The 18,568-nt window shown below is 70.3% G+C and carries 13 protein-coding genes and 1 pseudogene; 6 read left to right on the forward strand and 8 right to left on the reverse strand.

Annotated elements, in window-relative coordinates; translation table 11 throughout:
• Nucleotides 1–7: 7 nt before the first annotated feature.
• Nucleotides 8–3,769, reverse strand: coding sequence for a S8 family peptidase (locus tag ACIHIX_RS44690; RefSeq protein ID WP_399966384.1), 3,762 nt, complete (start codon nt 3,767–3,769; stop codon nt 8–10).
• A 273-nt stretch (nt 3,770–4,042) separates the two neighbouring features.
• Here ACIHIX_RS44690 and ACIHIX_RS44695 point away from each other — a divergent pair, with 273 nt between their 5' ends.
• A complete protein-coding gene (locus ACIHIX_RS44695; protein WP_331729179.1) occupies nt 4,043–4,471 on the forward strand; it encodes an organic hydroperoxide resistance protein in 429 nt (142 codons plus the stop codon).
• A gap of 246 nt (nt 4,472–4,717) precedes the next feature.
• On the opposite strand, the gene ACIHIX_RS44700 is transcribed toward ACIHIX_RS44695, so the two are convergent.
• A complete protein-coding gene (locus ACIHIX_RS44700) occupies nt 4,718–5,629 on the reverse strand; it encodes an SGNH/GDSL hydrolase family protein (protein ID WP_399966385.1) in 912 nt (303 codons plus the stop codon).
• A 218-nt stretch (nt 5,630–5,847) separates the two neighbouring features.
• Between ACIHIX_RS44700 and ACIHIX_RS44705 the strand changes: the two genes are divergently transcribed.
• From ACIHIX_RS44705 to ACIHIX_RS44715, 3 genes are all read left to right on the forward strand, one after another.
• On the forward strand, nt 5,848–6,294 hold the full coding sequence (locus ACIHIX_RS44705) for a VOC family protein (RefSeq protein WP_399966386.1): 447 nt from the start codon (nt 5,848–5,850) through the stop codon (nt 6,292–6,294).
• A 61-nt stretch (nt 6,295–6,355) separates the two neighbouring features.
• Nucleotides 6,356–7,798, forward strand: a complete 1,443-nt coding sequence (locus ACIHIX_RS44710) for a dihydrolipoyl dehydrogenase family protein (RefSeq protein WP_399966387.1) — start codon at nt 6,356–6,358, stop codon at nt 7,796–7,798.
• Nucleotides 7,795–8,391 carry a GPP34 family phosphoprotein gene (locus ACIHIX_RS44715; protein ID WP_399966388.1) on the forward strand — a complete coding sequence of 199 codons (597 nt, stop codon included), beginning with the start codon at nt 7,795–7,797 and terminating at the stop codon, nt 8,389–8,391. The genes ACIHIX_RS44710 and ACIHIX_RS44715 overlap by 4 nt, the downstream gene beginning before the upstream one ends.
• 201 nt (nt 8,392–8,592) lie before the next feature.
• On the opposite strand, the gene ACIHIX_RS44720 is transcribed toward ACIHIX_RS44715, so the two are convergent.
• The 3 genes and pseudogenes from ACIHIX_RS44720 to ACIHIX_RS44730 form a co-directional block, all read right to left on the reverse strand.
• Nucleotides 8,593–9,168 (reverse strand): hypothetical protein, encoded by a 576-nt coding sequence (locus ACIHIX_RS44720; RefSeq protein WP_399966389.1) that lies wholly within the window; start codon nt 9,166–9,168, stop codon nt 8,593–8,595.
• Between the two features lie 299 nt (nt 9,169–9,467).
• Nucleotides 9,468–9,593 (reverse strand): annotated as a pseudogene (locus ACIHIX_RS44725) (MBL fold metallo-hydrolase); the annotation flags it as partial.
• Nucleotides 9,594–9,663: 70 nt separating this feature from the next.
• Complete coding sequence (locus ACIHIX_RS44730) at nt 9,664–10,119, reverse strand: YbaB/EbfC family nucleoid-associated protein (RefSeq protein WP_399966390.1); 456 nt, start codon at nt 10,117–10,119, stop codon at nt 9,664–9,666.
• A gap of 131 nt (nt 10,120–10,250) precedes the next feature.
• On the opposite strand from ACIHIX_RS44730, the gene ACIHIX_RS44735 reads away from it, so the two are divergent.
• Complete coding sequence (locus ACIHIX_RS44735; protein WP_399966391.1) at nt 10,251–10,649, forward strand: 6-pyruvoyl trahydropterin synthase family protein; 399 nt, start codon at nt 10,251–10,253, stop codon at nt 10,647–10,649.
• Nucleotides 10,650–10,677: 28 nt separating this feature from the next.
• Here the strand turns inward: ACIHIX_RS44735 and ACIHIX_RS44740 are convergent, their stop codons facing one another.
• On the reverse strand, nt 10,678–14,781 hold the full coding sequence (locus ACIHIX_RS44740; RefSeq protein WP_399966392.1) for a discoidin domain-containing protein: 4,104 nt from the start codon (nt 14,779–14,781) through the stop codon (nt 10,678–10,680).
• 219 nt (nt 14,782–15,000) lie between these two features.
• Nucleotides 15,001–15,405: a cupin domain-containing protein gene (locus ACIHIX_RS44745; RefSeq protein WP_399966462.1), complete on the reverse strand. Its 405-nt coding sequence runs from the start codon at nt 15,403–15,405 to the stop codon at nt 15,001–15,003.
• A gap of 419 nt (nt 15,406–15,824) precedes the next feature.
• On the opposite strand from ACIHIX_RS44745, the gene ACIHIX_RS44750 reads away from it, so the two are divergent.
• Entirely contained in the window at nt 15,825–16,322 is a 498-nt protein-coding gene (locus ACIHIX_RS44750; protein ID WP_399966393.1) for a sigma-70 family RNA polymerase sigma factor, read from the forward strand.
• A 30-nt stretch (nt 16,323–16,352) separates the two neighbouring features.
• Here the strand turns inward: ACIHIX_RS44750 and ACIHIX_RS44755 are convergent, their stop codons facing one another.
• Nucleotides 16,353–18,476 (reverse strand): BTAD domain-containing putative transcriptional regulator, encoded by a 2,124-nt coding sequence (locus ACIHIX_RS44755; RefSeq protein ID WP_399966394.1) that lies wholly within the window; start codon nt 18,474–18,476, stop codon nt 16,353–16,355.
• Between the last annotated feature and the right edge of the window lie 92 nt (nt 18,477–18,568).

The raw sequence follows: 18,568 nt of genomic DNA on the forward strand, positions 1-18,568 counted from the left end.
GCGATCGTCAGCCGCGTACCGCCCAAGCCCGCTGGACCGTCTGCTGGATGCTGTTGCCCGCGGTGTCCTGGGCCGTGACGCGCACGGTCGCATACGCGGTGTCGCCGCTGTGGATTGGTCGGTTGAGGGTGGCGCGGACGCTGTTCTGGCCGTGGGCACGGACGTTGGCTGTACGCCAGGTGCGACCGTCGTCGTACGAGATCTCCACGCGCATCTTCGGGTGGTTCGGGGCGGCAGTTCCGTCCTGGGCGCGGGCGCTGATTATTACGCCGTAATAGCCAGCCCCCTGCACCGTGTTGTGGGCATCGACCGGTGCGGCGTAGTCGAGTTGGAGGAGGGGGAGTGCGGTGGGCTTGTCGGTGGGGGAGGAGTGGAAGGACCAGGTCGTCCTGGTTTTGGTGGCGTAGTCCCAGTCGGGAGTGGTGCGGGAAGTGTGTAGTTCCAGGCGGTAGTTGGCGGGCTCGGTCGGTACCTCTACGTCGGTCCAGGCGGTGTTGAGGTCGGTGAGTGCGGTGCCGTTGCGGTAGAGGGTCGCGGTGACCCTGTCGCCGGGCTCTTCCGTACCGCTGGTGCCGATGCCGCCGCCGTCGGCGGGCAGGTAGCGGGACCAGTGGCCGGGCTGGGAGTCGGTGAACTCCGGTATGCGCAGGCGCATGACGTTGCCCTGGCGCACGGTCGGTTCGCTGGTGTTCGCGGGGATCGAGGGGCGGACGACCGATCCCTGCCAGGTCTCCTTGGCTGTGGTGCCTGCCCGGTAGGTGCGCGGAGTGTCGCGCATGCCGAGAGCGAGGGGAAGATCGGGGTCGTAGACGGTGGTGTGATGCGCGAGGTGCTGCCAGGTGGTGTCTCCGGCGCTGACGTACTCGGTGCGGGTGAAGCCGGTGGGGACGTAGCGGTTGTACTGGAGCCAGGCCGTCTGCTGGTAGGGGCGGCGAGCGAAGCGCTGTTCGGCGGCCCAGCCGTTGCCGCCGTTGTCCGCGTAGGTGGTGTGCACTACGGCGCTGTCGCGGGCGGTGACGGTGTGGACGACGTGCTGGGGGACCTGCTGCCGGGTGACCTGCATGACGTCGTAGAGGTAGGGGCTGCGGGCCGTGCCGTGGAAGGTGAGCCCGGTGGCGCGGTGGCGGATGCGGGTCAGGATCTTGGCGCCGGTGGTGGCGCCGACGCGGATGACCGGTAGGGGAGAGCGGTCGCCGTCGGGGGTCCAGCGGGTCCAGGGGTTGTCGTCGAAGTGGACGAGAAGGACGCCCTTGGCGCCTGCGGCCGCTATCTGTCGCAGTGCCTGATCCGTGCCGGTGCCCTGCGTGTCGGTGAGGACCGCGAGTCGGCCGCGGAGGTCGCTGAGAGTCGGGGCGGCGGCGTCGCCCGCGTTCACGGCACGCAGGGTGGTTCCTCGGTCGTCGAAGAGGGGTGAGCTGGGCATGTAGTAGGCGTTGAGGGGGTCGGGCAGGCCGGTGGCGCGTGCCTGGAGCAGCGGTGCGACGAGCTGCCAGCGGGAGGCGAACTCGAACGTGCCGCTGTGTACTTGGGCGGTCGGGCTGACGTAGAGACGCTTGGCGATGTCGAAGAACATGGTGCCCTGCACCAATGAGTGGCCGTCGAGTTCGCGGTAGGTCTGGTAACTGAGCACTCCGCGCTGTTCGGCGGGGCGTGGGGTGCGGATCTCGACGGGGACGGTCTTGCGGGCGTCGACGGTGACCGTCGTGTTCTTGGTGACCTTGACCTCCGGGAGGACTACTTCACGCAGCTCCTGGCCGTCCTCGGCGGTGCTGAGGGAGGTGTGGCTGACCTGGTAGGTGCCCTCCTCGACTTCGGCGATGCCCTGCTCGGGGTCGGTGTAGGTGACGAAGCCGGCCGGGCCCCAGATGACGGGCTGTGCGGGGATGCGGGTGCCGTGTTCGTCGTACGTCCTTACCGTCAGCCGGTGGACGGGGCCGTGCACGATCAGGCTGAGTGTGGTGTGTACGGGAGGGCCTGCACCTGCGGACGGGGTGGCCGCTATATAGCCGTAATAGGTGCCCTGCCCGGTCCTGGCCGGGTCCGTGGTGAGGGGGACGGTGGCGGTGTCGTGGGCGGGGACGGTCACGGTCGCTGCGAGGCGCAGGGCGTCCTGCGGGGCCGGGCGACCCGCGGTGTCCGTGAGGCGGGGGGCCAGGTCGAGGGTGATCGCCTGGTCGGAGGTGTTGGTGTAGGTCAGGTCGAAGGTGCGGGCCGGGTCGCCGAGTTGGAAGGGGCCCGGAGTGAGGGTGCCGGTCGCCGTGATCGGGCCGAGGGCGGCCGCGGGGACGTCGACTCGGCCGCCGCCCTGCTCCGTTTCCTGCTGGCCGGTGACCGTGTGGGCGGTGCTGATCAGGGCGTCCTTGAGCTGGCGGCCGGTCCAGTCGGGGTGGCGCTGAGCCACCAGGGCGGCGGCGCCGGCTACATGGGGTGTGGCCATCGAGGTACCGGAGTAGGCCACGTAGTACTGGTCGACGACGTCGCCCTCGGTGGTGCCTGCGGCGCGCGCGGCCACGATGCCTACGCCGGGAGCGGTGATGTCGGGTTTGACCGAGCCGTCGCCGACGAGGGGACCGCGGCTGGAGAAGTCCGCCAGGGAGTCATCGCGGTCGACCGCGCCCACGGTGAGCGCCGACTCGGCCGCGCCGGGGGAGCCGACGGTGGAGGCACCGTCCCGGCCGCTGTTGCCGGCGGCGATGACGAACAGGGTGGGGGTGGTCCGGGAGAGCTCGTCGACGGCTTGGCTCATGGCGTCGGAGCCGTCGCTGGGCTGGTTGGAGCTCAGGCTCATGCTGACGACCTTGGCGCCCTGGGAGGCCGCCCACTCCATGCCGGCGATGACCTGGGACTCGGAGCCGGAGCCGTTGTCGCCGAGCACCTTGCCGACGAGCAGATCGGCCTTGGGTGCCACGCCTTTACGGGTGCCCGCGGAGGCAGCTCCGCTGCCGCCGACGATGGAGGCGACATGGGTGCCGTGGCCGTAGGGGTCGTCGGTGGTCGCGCTGTCGGAGAAGTTCGCCGTCGCCGCGACGCGTCCGGCCAGGTCGGGATGGGTCTGGTCGACGCCCGTGTCCAGGACCGCGACCTTGACGCCCTCTCCGTGTGCGCCCGTCTGCCAGACGGCCGGGGCGCCGATCTGGGCGGTACTGCGGTCCAGGACGGCGTGCACTCGGCCGTCCAGCCATACACGGGGGACGGATGATGCTTTCAACTGAGCGTCGTTCGAGGCCAGTTGGGACCAGAAGCGGCTGAGGGCGTCCTCGGCGACATGCAGGGAACGTGCCTGGATGCTGGGCAGCTCGCGGCTGGGGGAGCCCTGTTCGGCGAACGTCCTGAGCTTGTCCGCCGTGCGCGCCGCCGTTGTGCCGGAGGTGCCGACGATGAGCGGCAGCGCGTCGGTGTGTGCGGTGTCGTACCCCTGGGCGAGGAGCGAAGTGACGTCGAACAGGGCCGGGTCCAGGCGGCCTCGGGACACGAGGGAGGAGGCGTCGGAGGGGAGCACTGTCAGGTGCCCGTCCTGTTCGAAGGTGTGGAAGACGATGCCTTCGCGGCCAGGGCCGGGCCGTATCGAGGCCGTTGGGTGACCGTCCGGGCCCTTGGCCACGGTCACGCTGTCGCCGGTGATCAGGCGGACGATTGCAGGATCGGTGGTGGGTCGGGCTGCCGCCGTGGTGTGCTGCGGTTCTGTGGGGTCGGCGTACGACGGGATGGCCGCGGTGGCGGCCAGGGCGACGCCCGCTGTGAGCGTCGCCATCAGGCGTATGTGTCTCATCGGTTCCGTGCCTCTTCCGGCGCGCTGTGTGCTGTTCGTCTGCGCGACAGAATCCGACGGCCGTACGGCGGGTGTCACTCGAAGCCGGTGGCACACCTGGGACATGTCACAAGGGCGACAGACGACATGTGAACCGACAAGGACAGCAGTCACCACCTTGACGGGTGACGCGAATGGCTGCCATGATTACGTCACCGCCTCAACCGGTGACACGGTAAAGGTCCTGGTCGGCGGGCATGCACAGACCTTTCGACCCAGATGGGGAGCACAGTCATGGCAGTCAGCTACACCGCCGTCGTCAACGTCGACGGAGAGGGCCGCAACGGCGGTCACGTCCGCTCCTCCGACGGCCTGCTGGAGACCAGCCTCGCCCTCCCCAAGGAGCTCGGCGGCGCCGGCACCGCTACCAACCCCGAGCAACTGCTGGCCGCAGGCTGGGCCGCCTGCTTCCTGGGTGCCCTGCGTCGCGCCGCCACCAGCCGCAAGATCCGGTTGACGAGCACCAGCATCACCGCCGACATCACCCTCACGCACGGCGACGACGGCGAGTTCTCCCTCTCCGCGGTTCTCAACCCGGTGCTCGGCGGCGTCGACGACGCCACCGCCCAGGAGCTCGCCAACGCCGCCCACCAGATCTGCCCGTACTCCAAGGCGCTGCGCGGCAACATCCCGGTCACCATCAACGCCAGCGCTGCCGCCTGAGATCCCGCCATGGCCTCCCTGACGCACATACGTGTGAGTATCGCCGAGAAACGTCGCGCACATGCCCGACCTGCCTCTGCTGAACATGTTTCCGACGAGCAGGTGTTTCCAGGTGGCCCGGCCGGGGCCGAGGGCGGCCCTGACTGGCCCTCGGACCTGCAGGTGTGGGGCTGGGCGCAGAGCGCAGCGCTGTCGGGGTACGGACCCGGGCCCGCGAGCCTGCTCTGACCGCGGACCCGGGTGACGTCAGTGACGTCGGCCGTGACCTGCCAGAACACCCTCGACCGCGGTGGCCATCGCAGCCTCACCCGTGGCGTTGGGGTGCACCGGCGCCGCCGGGGTCTCGGGGGCGAAGGTCTCGATCCACCGCTCACCGGTGGGCTTGCAGAGGTCGTGTCCGACGGTCGGCGTGTACGTGTTCACATACTCCGCCCCGCCGCGGCGGGCCTGGCGGGCCAGCATCGAGTTGAGTTCCTTCTCCTTGTCGCGGAGCCAGGCGAAGTCACCCGCGGCCAGTGGCACCTTGCTGCTGGTGCACCCGACACCGTCCTCGGGGAACAGGTCGGGGTAACCGACGACCACGACACGGGCGTGCGGCGCCCGCCGGTGGATGCCCCGCAGGACCTGGGCGACCTTCGGCCCGGTGGCGGCTATCGCATCCGTGATCCGGTCCGCGCCGGAACCTGCGAAATAGGCGGCGCACGGCGCGCCCGCCGGGTTGCCCGCCGTGAGGTGGGCGCAGGTGCCCAGCACCGTCGAGAAACCGATGTCGTTGCCGCCGATGGTGACCGTGACAAGGTCGGTGCCCCGGTCCAGGGCGTCGAACTGCGCCGGTACGCCGTCGGACTGCGGGGCCGCCATGTCCTCCGTGGTGGCGCCCGCGCAGCTGACGTCCGTCAGCCTCGCGGCCCGCGAACGGGACACCAGCGAGGGGTAGTTCTGATCGGAACGCTGACAGGCCGCGTCGACCTGGGTCGGCACGAGTGGCGCGGAGGCGTACGAGTCGCCTAGGGCGACGTAGTCCACCCGGTGCCGGCTCTCGGAGCCGGTGGTCGCAGCGGCCGTTCCGGCCGGGGCGAGGGCGGCCGCGGCAGCGAGCAGGGTGGCGCTCGCCGTCAGTGCGCGGCCGGCGCGGGAGGTGGGGAGGAGTCTTCTCAAGATCCGTCCTTCCATGGATCGGTCCACGGGCCCCTACAGGGCCCAACAGACACACGTAGCAGGCAGCCGCCCGGTGCGGTGGCTTCGGTAACGAATTGGCCAACGCACCTGCGATCCACCGTCAGTTGACTGAGGCGGCACATGTCGGCCACCGCCGAAACTGAGCGCACGGCGCCCGCCTGCGCAGGCACCACACCACCGAAAGCGAGAACACAGCCATGGACATGAAGCTCGAAGTCGTCATCCTGCCCGTCTCCGACGCCGACCGGGCCAAGGACTTCTACGTCGAGCGGCTCGGCTGGCGCCTCGACGCCGACTTCCCGATCAACGACGGCTACCGGATCGTGCAGGTGACCCCGCCCGGCTCCGAGTGCTCGATCATCTTCGGGGAGGGCCTCACCCAGCAGGAGCCGGGCACGCTCCACGGCCTCCAGCTGACCGTCACCGACATCCTCAAGGCCCAGGAAGAACTCACCGCGTACGGCGTCGAGGTCTCCGGCCCGTTCCGCGACGAGACGGGCGCCTTCCACCACGCCGGTGACACGCACCGGGTGCCGGGCGCGCATCCCGAGCGGGCCAGCTACGGCACCTTCGCCGCCTTCAAGGACCAGGACGGCAACGAGTGGTTCCTCCAGGAGGTCACCGAGCGCGCCCCCGGCCGCTGAGAGACGCCTGACCCCGTCCACCCATGCACCACCCGCCCGGCTCACAGCCAACGGAGGACACATGACGACCGAGAACATCCGCACATACGACGTCATCGTGATCGGCGCCGGCCCGGTCGGGGAGAACGTCGCGGACCGGACCACCGCCGCCGGTCTGCGCACCGTCATCGTCGAGAGCGAACTGGCCGGCGGCGAGTGCTCGTACTGGGCCTGCGAACCCAGCAAGGCCCTGTTGCGACCGGCCCTGTTCCGGGCCGACGCCGCGCACATCCCGGGGCTCGACCCGTCCGTCAAGGGACCGTTGGACGTTGACGCCGTCCTCGCCCACCGCGATCGCATGTCCGCCCACTGGCAGGACGACGGCCAGGTCGACTGGATCAAGTCGGCCGGCATCGATCTGCTGCGCGGGCACGGCCGGTTGGCGGGCGAACGCGAGGTGACCGTGGAGACGCCGGACGGCGCCATCGTCCGGCTGCGCGCCCGGCACGCCGTCGCCGTCTGCACGGGCAGCAGCGCGGCCCTGCCCCCGCTGCCCGGCATCGAGGAACTGCGCCCCTGGACCAGCCGAGAGGCCACCAGCGCCCGCCAGGTGCCGCAGCGCCTCGTCATCGTCGGCGCCGGTGTGGTCGGCGTCGAGATGGCCACCGCCTGGCAGGCCCTGGGCAGCAGCGTGACCCTGCTGGCCCGCGAGGACGGACTGCTGCCCCGGATGGAGCCTTTTGCCGGCGAGCTGGTCACCGAGCGGCTGCGGGAGGCCGGCGCGGACGTACGGTTCGGCGTCTCCGTCACGGACGCGAAGCGAGCGGACGGCGCCGGTGAGGTCCGGATCTGGCTGTCGGACGGTTCCGAACTCACCGCGGACGAGATCCTGTTCGCCACCGGCCGCGCCCCGCGTTCACAGGACATCGGACTCGACAGCGTCGGACTGGCGCCGGGGGACTGGCTCACCGTCGATGACAGTCTGACCGTCACCGCCGTCCCGGGGGAGTGGCTGTACGCCGTCGGAGACGTCAACCGGCGGGCCCTGTTCACGCACCAGGGCAAGTACCAGGCCCGCGTCGCCGGTGCGGTCATCGCCGCCCGGGCACGAGGCGAGCAACTGGACACGGCCCGCTGGGCGCCGCACAGCAGCACGGCCGACCTCGAGGCCGTCCCCGGAGTCGTCTTCACCGACCCCACGGTCGCGAGCGTCGGCCTGACCGTACGGGACGCCGAGCAGATCGGCCAGGACGTCGAGGTCGTCGACTACGAGATCGGGCACCTCGCGGGCGCCGTTCAGTATCGCCCCGACTACCGGGGCAGGGCCCGCATCCTCATCGACCGAGACCGCCAGGTCGTCGTCGGCGCCACCTTCGTCGGGCCGGGCGTGGAGGAGCTGGTGTACTCGGCCACCGTCGCCATCACCGGGGAGGTGCCGGTGGAACGCCTCTGGCACGCCGTACCGGCCTTCCCCACCATCAGCGAGGTGTGGCTGCGCCTGCTGGAGACCAGGAGGGACTCATGACCACCGCACGCGACCTCGTGCTCATCGCGCTGACCATGCCGCCCGGGGAACTCACGGGCCAGGGCGACCTGTCGCTCGCACTCGCCGGTGCCGAAGCGATCGACCTGCTGCGGAACGGGTCGCTGCGCCTGGAGCGCGACCGAATGGTGCCCGGTCCGCAGGCGGCGTCCGGGGACCCGCTGCTGGACCAGGCCAGCGCCTCACTCGTCCGGCAGGAGCCGTACGAGACCGTCGACGACTGGCTGTGGCGCCGCGCCGAGGGCCTTGTGTCGGCCTACGCCGACGCCCTGGAGCGTGCCGGGCTGGTCGTCCGTTCGCATGGCCACGCGCTCCGGCTGCTGTCCGGGAAGGCGGTACTGACCGATTCCCAGGAGCGCCGCGCGGCGGAGGAGCGCAGAGCCTCCGGCGAGCCCGTCCTCGCCGGCCTGCTGGCGGCTTTGGGGCAGCTGTCCGACGCCGACGACAGCCTCCTCGGCGACGCCGTCACGACCGTACTGGCCGCTGTGGGTGACGCGGTCGTGCAGCTGGAGGCCGTACGACTGCAACGGGATGTCGAGAATGCCGCGTTCGACAATGTGTGGCGTGGCTGGTAGGAGATATGTGTGCGTTTCGGGGGAGTGAACCACATAGGATCCGGCCACCCGTCGTCCGCTGCCACCCGCTCAGGGCATTTCATGACGCGATGGTCGTCCGACATGTGAGACGTCTCGCCCGTCCCGCGGGGCGGGATGTGTCGCGCACGCTGTGCGCTGCCGTCCGGCCGTGGATCACCGCCCGCGGGACAAGCAGACGAGTCAGTCGGAGCTGCCGCTGTCTGCCGCACCCTTCTCGACCAGGGTGTACATGACGGAACGCTGCTGCTTGTGGCGCCGGATACGGCCCTTGGCGACCAGGGATTCAAGGGTGTTCCGCACCACCTGAGGTGTGGGGTTGCGGTCCGGGTGCTTCTCGATGAGTTCGTCGCGCAGTTCCTTGGCCAGACGCGGCTCCTCGTACCGGCCGAGCAGATCCGCGAGCAGGTCTCCGAGCAGAGGCTGACGCGACTTCCCCTTCGCGCCGGCCTTCGCCGTCTTGGCGGTCGGAGCGCTCTTGGCCGACGACGAGCGTCGGGCGGCGGCCCCGGTGGACGTCTTCTTCTTCGCCTTCGCGACGACGGGCTCGTCCTGCAACTGCTCAGGCAGGCGCGACGCGTCGGCGAAACCCTCGTACCGCTCGGCGAGGTTGAGGATGTCCGCGAGGAGGGCTTCCTCCTGCTTCAACGCGGTGATCCTCTCCGCCAGCTCCTGCTGTCGCCGACGGTTTTCCTCCAAGTCCGACGCGGCTTGTGCTACGTACCGCGACCGGAGCGTGGCGGCTGATTGGCTGGTCACAACCGTTCACTCCCTCGATATGGATGACGTTGCGCATGGTACCCACCGCCATGGGGTCCGTGTGGATAAGTGTCAACGCCAGATGGTTCCTCCGACATGCTCACTCTTCACGATAAGCGCTGATGTGCCCGTGCATAGACGAAGTGTGGCTGTTCTTCGGTTTCCTCAAGCGTCGACGATGTCACTCGCACGAGGTCGTCCTCGACTGTACTGCCCGGTAAGTATGTGGTTGAACCTCTGGCTATCGGGTTGCGCCGAGTGAGGGAGGCGGCTCAGCGGGTGGCCGATCACCGAGCGCAGGTGCCGCCGGTGCGCAGAGCGTGCACGGCCCACGGCAGCACTCCGGGCCGCCAGGCCTGCGCGAGCACCTGTCCCACGGACACCTGGTCGAGGAAGTCGCGACGGGCGTGCGGCACCTCCTGCTGCCGGTCACGGAGTACACGTTGCTGTCGACACGGACGATGTCGTCCGGGCGGGGCGGCTCGGCCGTCCGCCTCAGACACACCTGATGGCGTCGCACACGGTGTCCGTCAGTGCCACCACCGCCGCTCGCAGGTCCGGCGGCACCGGAGCGTAGGACGATTCCGGCCTACGGCCCCACAACGGCCCCTGCGGTCGGGGACCAGCCGTCTCCCGAGTGGCCTGCACCGGCAGCCCCGCACCGGTCATCGCGGCATTGAACCGGGCCGCGACCTCGGCTCGCGCCGTGCTCAAGGCCTCCAGGACACTGTCGGCGAGCTGGGCGGCGGACATCTCCCTGAACCGCTCGTCGACGAACCGGATACTCGCCGGCCGCTCATCGGCGCCCACGGTGACCTCTACGACGTCGTCCCTGGAGCAGGCCGTCACCGACAGCGCCCGCAGCTGTTCCCGCGCCCGGGTCAGAGCTCCGTACCGCTCGGCGAAGTCGGTAAGGGCGTACTCCAGGCGTCTCACCGGTGGTGTTTCCATCGTCCTCCTCTGCCGGAGCGGCCAGCCGACACACCAAGGACACGAGAGGATCTCACATTTGGTTCACACCTGAACCCACATGTGCGCCAGCTATATGCTCGCTACCGGCGCACACCTCACCTGGAGGACCCTTGTTCAGCATCACCGTACGTGACCACATGATGATCGCCCACAGCTTCCGTGGCGAGGTCTTCGGGCCTGCTCAGCGGCTGCACGGGGCCACGTTCGTGGTGGACGCGACGTTCCGGCGCCCGGAACTGGACGACGACAACATCGTCGTGGACATCGGCCTGGCCACCGCTGAACTCGGCAAGGTGATCGGTGAGTTCAACTACCGCAACCTCGACGACGAGGAGCGGTTCCAGCAGATCAACACCTCGACGGAGTACCTGGCCAAGGTGATCGCCGACCACCTGGTCGAGGCGATCCACGCGGGGACGCTGGGGGAGGGGGCCCGGGGAATCCGCGAGGTGGCGGTGACCCTGCACGAGTCGCACATCGCGTGGGCCGCCTACGAACGCAGCGTGTGACGCCCGTCCCCGACCCCCTCCGTACGGCTCAGCCGCGCACCGTCACCGGCTGTGTGTTGTAGCCCTCCACCCGCAGCCTCGGCCGGCCCGACGACAGCGCGGACGCGGGCCACGACAGGGTCACCGTGCGCGTCTCACCGGGCAGCAGCCACAGGTAGTTGTCGTCGTAGAGGGTCGGCAGGACGCGGGCGCCGTCCTCGTCCAGCAGGGAGAGCCGGACCATGGCGGCGACCATGGACCCACGGTTGCGGACGGTCGCGGTGGTCGTGCGGCGATCTCCGTCCCGGGACACCCGGGTGAGGGAGGCCGACAGCCTGGCCTGCCGGACCTGGTCGAGGGCGCGCAGCGCCTCGGGGGTGCGGCAGCGCCAGTAGGTGTTGCGGGACAGGAGCCGCCCGTCGGAGTCCTCCAGGGTCAGGCGGAGGAGGTGCAGGTCCGGCAGGTCGGCTGTGGGGGCCGTGGTGAACGCCGTCGCCGTGGCGGCCGGGTCGACGTCCACGTGGGTCCGCCGGGTGCCGGCGACACGGCGGCCCGACAGGTCGTACGTCTCCGCTGTGACGGTCGCTCGCTTCAGCGCTTCGCGGGTGTGGTTGACGGCGATGACCTGCCACTTCAGCGGGTCGGCCTGGACGTGCAGGGGCTCGCAGGCGGTGCGGCAGCCGAAGTAGGCGCCGTTGACGTCGAAGTCGTAGTCGTAGGTCTGCCAGACCGTGCTGTGCCAGGCGGGATGGGACATCCACAGCATCAACCCGCTGGCGTTGTCCCAGAGATGGGCGTTCCAGGCCTCGAACATGGCGCGGAAGTTCTCGTAGTTGACGAACTGTGCCTTGCGCGTGAAGTCGTCCAGGTCGCGGGCCGTGCCGAGGCGGGTCTCGATGGCGGCCTTGTAGTTCTGCGGTGCCTGGTTGCCGCGTTCGCTCCAGTCGTGGTGGTACCAGGCGCCGCCGATCGGCCACTCCGGTCCGTCGTCGCCGAGCATGGCGCGGGTGCTGGCGGCGGTGGAGACGACGGGCATGCCGATCTCGGTGTGGAAGCCGAAGTCCTTGCTGCCGTAGGTGGCGGGGTCGAAGTACTTCTCCGGCTCGACCCAGCCGTACGGGCCGCCGCCGGTGACGACGCCCCCGGCGGAGTTGCTTTGGTAGAGCAGCCCCGGAGCCTGGCTCTCGACTGCCTTGCGCATGCCCGCGTCGATTGCGGCGGGCGGGTTGCCCTCGTTGGCCCCGCACCACACCGCGATGCTCGGGTGGCTGCGGTAGCGCAGGACGGTGTCGTGGGCCGCGGAGAGGAACGCCTCGTGGTCCGGCGGGTCCATGGCCCAGGCGTTGGGGAAGTCGTTCCAGACGAGGATGCCGTGGGTGTCGCAGGCGGCGTAGAACTCCTCGCGGTTGCTGCTGCCGACCCAGTTGCGGATCATCGTGAAGTTCATGGCTCGGTGCATGCGCACCGCCGCGTCCATGCGTTCGGCGGGCATCCGGCGCAGCAGCTCGTCCCAGCCCCAGTTGCCGCCGCGCACCAGCACCCGCACCCCGTTGACGCTGATCTTCAGCGGGTCGGGGGTGTTGGAGACGGTCGTGACATCGGTCCAGGTGTCGCCGTCGTCGGAGACCTGGAGGGTGTACGTCTTCGGGTACGCCTGCTCCCAGACGACCGCGATCCGGTCGAAGCGGCGGGCGGCGCCGAGGTCGACCTGGAGCCACTGCTGGTCCTCGTAGGCGGAGGACCAGCGGGTGTCGGGGTCGCCGTCGGTGGCGTGGGCGGCCGGGTGGCCGTCCTCCTCGGTGGAGGCGGTGGCCTGGCGGCGCAGGGCGAGGTCGGTGCCGGGTTCGGCGCTGTCGATGACGGCGAGGGACCACAGCGAGTTGCCCCAGCTGGTGTTGCGGATGCCGCAGGACAGGCGGACGTAACGGGCCGTACGGGCCTCGAAGTCGGTGATCCGCAGGCTCGCGTCGCCGCTGTTGAAGGGGAGGGGGACGGCCGTGTTGTCGACGGACGCGGCGTCCGCCCACTGCTCGCCGTCCACCGAGACCTGGACGACGAAGGTGCGCGCGTAGGCCCGTTCCCAGACCAGGTCGACCCGGTCGAGGGTCTGAGTCGCGCCGAGGTCGACACGTATCCACTGGTCGTCGGCGAAGGCGGACGACCAGCGGGTGGTGGGGTCGCCGTCGGTGGCGTGGGCCGCGGCGTGCCCGTCCTCGTCGGTGGTCGAGGCCTCGGCGGGGGCGTGCAGGGCGAGGTCGACGCCGGGGCGGGCGCTGTCGTACGCCGACAGGGTCCACAGGGAGCTGCCCCAGTCGGTGGCCCGGGTGAGGCAGCGGACGCGGAGGTGGCGGGCGCGCTGGGCACCGAGCTGGACGGTCTGCGTGTAGGCGTCGGAGGACGGGGTGAACTTCAGCGGCGTGTCGTACGCGTAGCCGAACTGCCGTATGCCGAAGCGGGTGGTGCGCCGGTCGCTCTCGGTGCCGCCGGTGCGCGCCGTCAGGGTGAGGTCGTGGAGGGCGGGCTCGCCCAGGCCGTTGGGCCACCACAGCTCGGGGTCGCGCACGCGCAGCGCCGTGTACGCGTCCGGAGCGAAGATGACATCGATGTCCTCGCCCGCCGGGACGGTGACCGTGCGCGAGACGCGGACGGCGCCGAACTCGGCGGTGACGGTGGTCTCGTGGGCGGCGGAGTCGGCGTTGCGGACCGGGACGGTCAGGGTGAGCTCGGCGACCGACAGGTCCGGCAGCGCGGGCAGCACGGTGTCGACGCGCGGGTCGCCGAGGACGATGTGGCCGGTCGATCTCAGGCGTACGTGGTTCCAGATCCCGGCCGCGCGGTCACGGACGGCGGGCATCCAGTCCCAGCCCGAAGAGGCCAGGTACGTCGGTGAGTTGAGGTTCATCGTGTTGGCTCCGGCGTCCACCCAGGCCTCGCCCGCCGGGCCCTTGTCGCCGGGGCTGCCGGGTACCGGCATGGGGGAGATGCGTACGGCGAGCGCGTTGCCGTCTTTCCTGAGCAGCTCGGTGACGTCGTGAGCGGAGCGGGCGAAGGGGGAGGTCACCTCGCCCGCTCCGTGTCCGTTGAGCCAGAACTCGGCCTTGTGGTTGACGCCGTCGAACTCCAGCCAGATGTGCCGCCCTTGGCCGGTGCGCAGGCCGCGAGGCAGGTCGAAGGCGCGCCGGTACCACCAGGAGTGGCGGGAGAGGGCCTCGGGGACGCGCAGGTTGTTCAGGCCGGCCACCGGGTCGGGCAGCTTGCCCTGGTCGACCAGCGAGGTGAGGACGGTGCCGGGGACGGTCGCGGGGAGCCAGTGGGTGGTGTCGACGCCGGTCGTCGACAGGGTCGTACCGTCCCCGTCCGCCCAGTCGTCCAGGGTGAGGGTCCAGCCCGACTCCAGCGGGACCGTGCCGTCGGCGGCCACTGCGAGGGGCGGTGCGTCGGCGTGGTGGGTGCCCCAGTCGGTCCAGCCGGTGGCCTTCGGGCGGTGGGCGGGGGCGGTGCCGTAGACCTCGAAGCCGTTGAGGCCGAGGGGGTTGGCGCTGGAGCGACGGCGGGCGGTCAGCCGTACCCAGCGGGCCGTGACGGGGATCGGCAGCGGGATGTCCACGACGCCGCCGGTGCCGGCCGTGGTGCGGTAGACGCTGGTCCAGGAGTCGTGGTCGCGGGAGGTCTCCACGACGAACTCGCGGGCGTAGCTGGAGAGGATCTCCTTGCCGGTGGTGCCCTGGCGTGGGTTGCCGCTGGTGGGAGGGGTGAAGACCGGGTCGCTCGCGTCGGCCTCGAAGGTCAGGCGGACGCGGTCGACGTGGCAGTCCGCCTGGAGGTCGACCTCGATCCACTGCGGGTCGCCCGCCTCGGCACGCCAACCGGTGCCGCGTACGCCCTGGTTGGGGAGCGCGTCCACCGCGAAGCCGGCGGGGGTGGGCGCGTACGACTGTGAGGAGACCCGGACCGGGCGGTAGGCGGCGATCTCGCGCGGCGCGGAGGGAGAACCGGTGCTGGTGCCGGTCGCTTCCGTGGCCTCGGCGGATGCCTCGGCTTCGGCGGTCGGTGCGAACACCGTGCCGAGGCCGAACCCGGCCAGCAGGGTCGAGCCCGTCGCGACGAGCGTGCGTCGGGAGGTGGGCCGCGAGAAGCACGACTGTTCGGCCATATGTGATCGTCCCATCACAGGGTGTGAGTGAGCGGTGGTGTGTGGGTTGCCGGGTGCACGGAGGCGGCCCGTGAAGCCTGACAACGTTGCCATAGGCTGTTGGTAAGGACACTTTCCTGTCAAGGCCCTTGACGAAGAAGGGACCCGCGAACCCACCCCAGCTGATCCGGAAAAAGAAACATGTGGTCAGGACGCCGCGCGCCGGCTGTGGGAGCCCGCCTACTGGAAGTCGCAGCCCGGGTTGGGGGCGTCCTCGGAGAGTGGGGCGCCGTGCGGCAGGATGTACAGGACGTCGAGGACGACGTCGGTCTTGCCGAGGTTGCGGCCGATGTGTACGTGGTTCGCGCCGGACGGCTCGGTCAGGGACTGGCCGGCCTTGTAGACGCCGTCGGCCTGGCAGCCGGAGTCGAAGTGGCTGAGCGTGCCGTGCTGGACGAAGCCGTACAGGGTTCCGTCGTGGTAGTGCCAGCCCGTGCTCTGGCCTGCGGGAATGGTGATCTGACGGAGGATGTAGTCCGTGCCGCCGATGGTGGTCCGGGAGATGACCTTGCCGGTCACGCCCGGGCCGGCCGGGGTGGCGAACGCGGTGCTCGCACCGAGGGACAGACCGACGACGGCAGCCATGGTCACGCCCAGCCGCAGCAGGTTCTTACGCAATGTGGTCCTACCTTTCAGATGGTTCCTCGGTGCGGCAGTCTCACATACATATCTCCCAGTGGTCATGCGCACACATTGGATTTGGGTCAAGGCGGCGCGACGGCGCGTGACATAGAACTCATGTGTGGCAATTGTTTGGAACCCGTAAGGGCGGGGAATCAGTCAAAGGCGCGGTAAAAGCGCTGCTGAGAAGGCATGCGAGCATCCTCGTTCGGGCATACGTGTTAACGGGTCACGGGTGCGGCAGCGGGACGACACAAACACAGCACTTTTCTGGCACCTACCGCTGCCTACAGTGCGATTGCGGGGGTTACATCCGGCCCCCGGTCGCCGCACCGAAGAGAACCAGGATGGTTCAGAACACTATGGCTACGCCCCTCACGGGTATGTCCCGGTCCGACCTGCTCGGCAGCATCATGAGGGAACACCGGGAAAGCCTTGTCTCGTACGCCGAGAAGATGCTCGGTGACCATGGACTCGCCGAGGACATCGTCCAGGAGACCATCATCCGGGCCTGGCGCAACATCGACCGTCTGCTCGGCATGGACGGGTCGGTCCGTGGCTGGCTCTTCACCGTGACCCGGCATCTGGTCATCGACTGGGTACGCAAGCCCCATGCGCGCCGGGAGATCGCCGGAGTCACGTACAACGACCCCGTGGCGCGGACCGACGGCATCGAGGCGGTGCACGACACTTTGGTGGCAAGGCCCTTGCTACAGCGGCTGTCCGCCGAGCACCGCGCGGTGCTGGTGCACATCTACCTGTGCGACCGCAGCATCCAGGAGACGGCCGGCATCCTCGGGGTCCCGGCCGGCACGGTCAAGAGCCGTCATCACAACGCCCTGCGCAAGCTGCGGGGGGTGGTGCGGCCGGAGGCCGCCTAGCCTTCCCGAACACGTCCTGGCCGAAGGCCGCTAGGAGTTGTCGGGCTGGAAGCACATCTCCACGGCCGAGGTCAGGCGGCGGTGGAGGGTCTCGTCCCGGGGGTGGTTCTCGATGGAGCGGACGAGTTCCGGCAGCAGGTACTGCTCGGCGACGATCCACTCGGCGGCGTCCGCGCGTCCGTTGAACCGCTGAGGGCGGACGCCGGGACGCGGGGGCGGCAGGAGCACAGTGCCGCGCTGGGGGGCGAGGTGTGCCGTGGCGGCGTCGGCGCTGTAGAGGTAGTGCTCGAACATCCTCGCCAGGGCCTCGGAGCGCGTGGTGGGGGAGTCGAGGAGCGCGCTGAGCTCTCTGGCATAGGTACGGAGCAGTTCGTGGCAGGTGTAGCGGCCGGCGGTCAGTTCGACCAGCAGGTGATGGTCCATCAGCTCCGCCACGTCCTGCCGGGTCCTGCGCGGGTCGGTGCCGGCCGTGCTGGCGGCGGCCGGCAGGGCGATGTCACGCGAGGGATGCAGGCTCAGCAGCCGGAACAGCCGCGCGGCGCCGCTGCTCAGTGCCTCGTAGGAGCGGTGGAACGAGGCGCGGATGTCGGTGCGCTCGTCGTGGCAGGACAGGGCGTCGAGGCAGTCGTCGGCGTCCTGGAGCCTGGCCGCGAGCGACACCAGCGGAAACCTCGACTGCGCCAGGGTCCGGGCGCCGGTGACGGCCAGGGCCAGCGGCAGCCCGCCGCACAGTTCCACGATCTCCTCCGCGGTGGTGTGCTCGGCCCGGATCCGGTCGGTGCCCAGGCGTCGGTCGAGCAGTTCCAGGCCCTCCGCGCGTGTCATCGGCTGGAGCGTGATGATGCGGGCGTTGTCCGTCACCGCCAGACCCTCCAGCCGCCGTCGGCTCGTGACGACGGCGACACATCCGGGCGTGGCGGGGAGCAGGGGCCGCACCTGTTCACAGTTCTCGGCGTCGTCCAGGACGAGGAGCAGCCGGCGTCCGCTGACGGCGCTTCGGTAGAGGGCGGCCAGCGCGGCGACGCCGGCCTGGGCACGGTCGTGCTGCACGCCCAGCGCGCCGAGGATCTCGCTGATGGCCTCGGCCGGGTCGAGCGGGGGCCGGGAGGGGTGGTGGCCCTGGAGGTCGATGTGGAGCTGCCCGTCGGGGAAGTGGTCGGCGACCAGGTGGGCCCAGTGCACGGCCAGCGTCGTCTTGCCGACTCCCGCCATGCCGCAGATGGCCGCGGTCATCGTCGGCGGGCGGCTTTCGCCCTCGATCGGCAGTAGCTCCAGGCACTGGCTCAGGGGCTCGCGGCGACCGGCGAAGGAGGTGCAGTCCGCGGGGAGTTGGGATGGACGGCCGGCCTGGGCGGGCGGGGGTGTGGGGGCGTCCGGGGTCCGGGAGGCTCGGCGCTGGAGCAGGTGCTGTTGGGCGGCGCGCAGTTCGGGGCCGGGTTCGACGCCCAGTTCCTCGGCGAGTGCGGTGCGGATGGTCTCGAACTGCCGTAGGGCCTCGGCCTGTCGGCCGGTGGCGGCCAGGGCCGCTATCACCCGGGCGTGGAGGGCCTCGTCGAAGGGGTGGCTGTCCAGAGCGGTGCGCAGCACGGTGAGGACTTCTTCGGTCAGTGCGGGCGCCGCGGTCAGGACGGTGTCGGCGGCTTCCTTCACCGTGGCGACGAACTCGTGTCCGACCGAGGTGAAGACCGGGTGCCGGGCCACCGAGGTGCCCGCCGCGACGACGGGGCCGCGCCACAGCCGGAGGGCTTCGACGAAGTCCTGTGCGGCTTCGGCGGGAGCGCCGCCGCGGAGTGCGAGCTGGGCCTTGGCGCGCAGGTCGCGGAAGCGCAGCAGGTCCGAGCTCGAGGTGTCGACCAGGAGCCGGTAGCCGTCGGCGGCGCGGACGAGGTGTTCGGCGTTGCTGCGGCTGCGCAGTTCGGGTTCGAGTGTTCTGCGCAGGGCGCCGATGTGTCGGTGCACCACGTTGACGGCGCTGGGGGGTGGTTCGTCGTCCCACAGGAGGTCGACCGCCTCGCTCAGCGTGAGCGGCCCGGGGGCGCGGAGCAGCAGCAGGGCGAGCAGGGCCAGGCGTTTCGGAGGGCCCACGTCGATCTCGGTGTCCCCGCGCACCGCCCGTACGGTGCCGAGGAGTGAGTAGCGCACTGTCGCGTCCATCTCGCGGCTGGCCTCGCTGTTTCTCCAGTGGTCTGCTGGTCGCCCATCCGGTCCGTCTGCACCGTGTCGGTGGGGACTCACGCCCTCTCCGC

Origin of the sequence: Streptomyces sp. NPDC051913 (assembly GCF_044593635.1) — a bacterium.
Classification (GTDB): Bacteria; Actinomycetota; Actinomycetes; order Streptomycetales; family Streptomycetaceae; genus Streptomyces.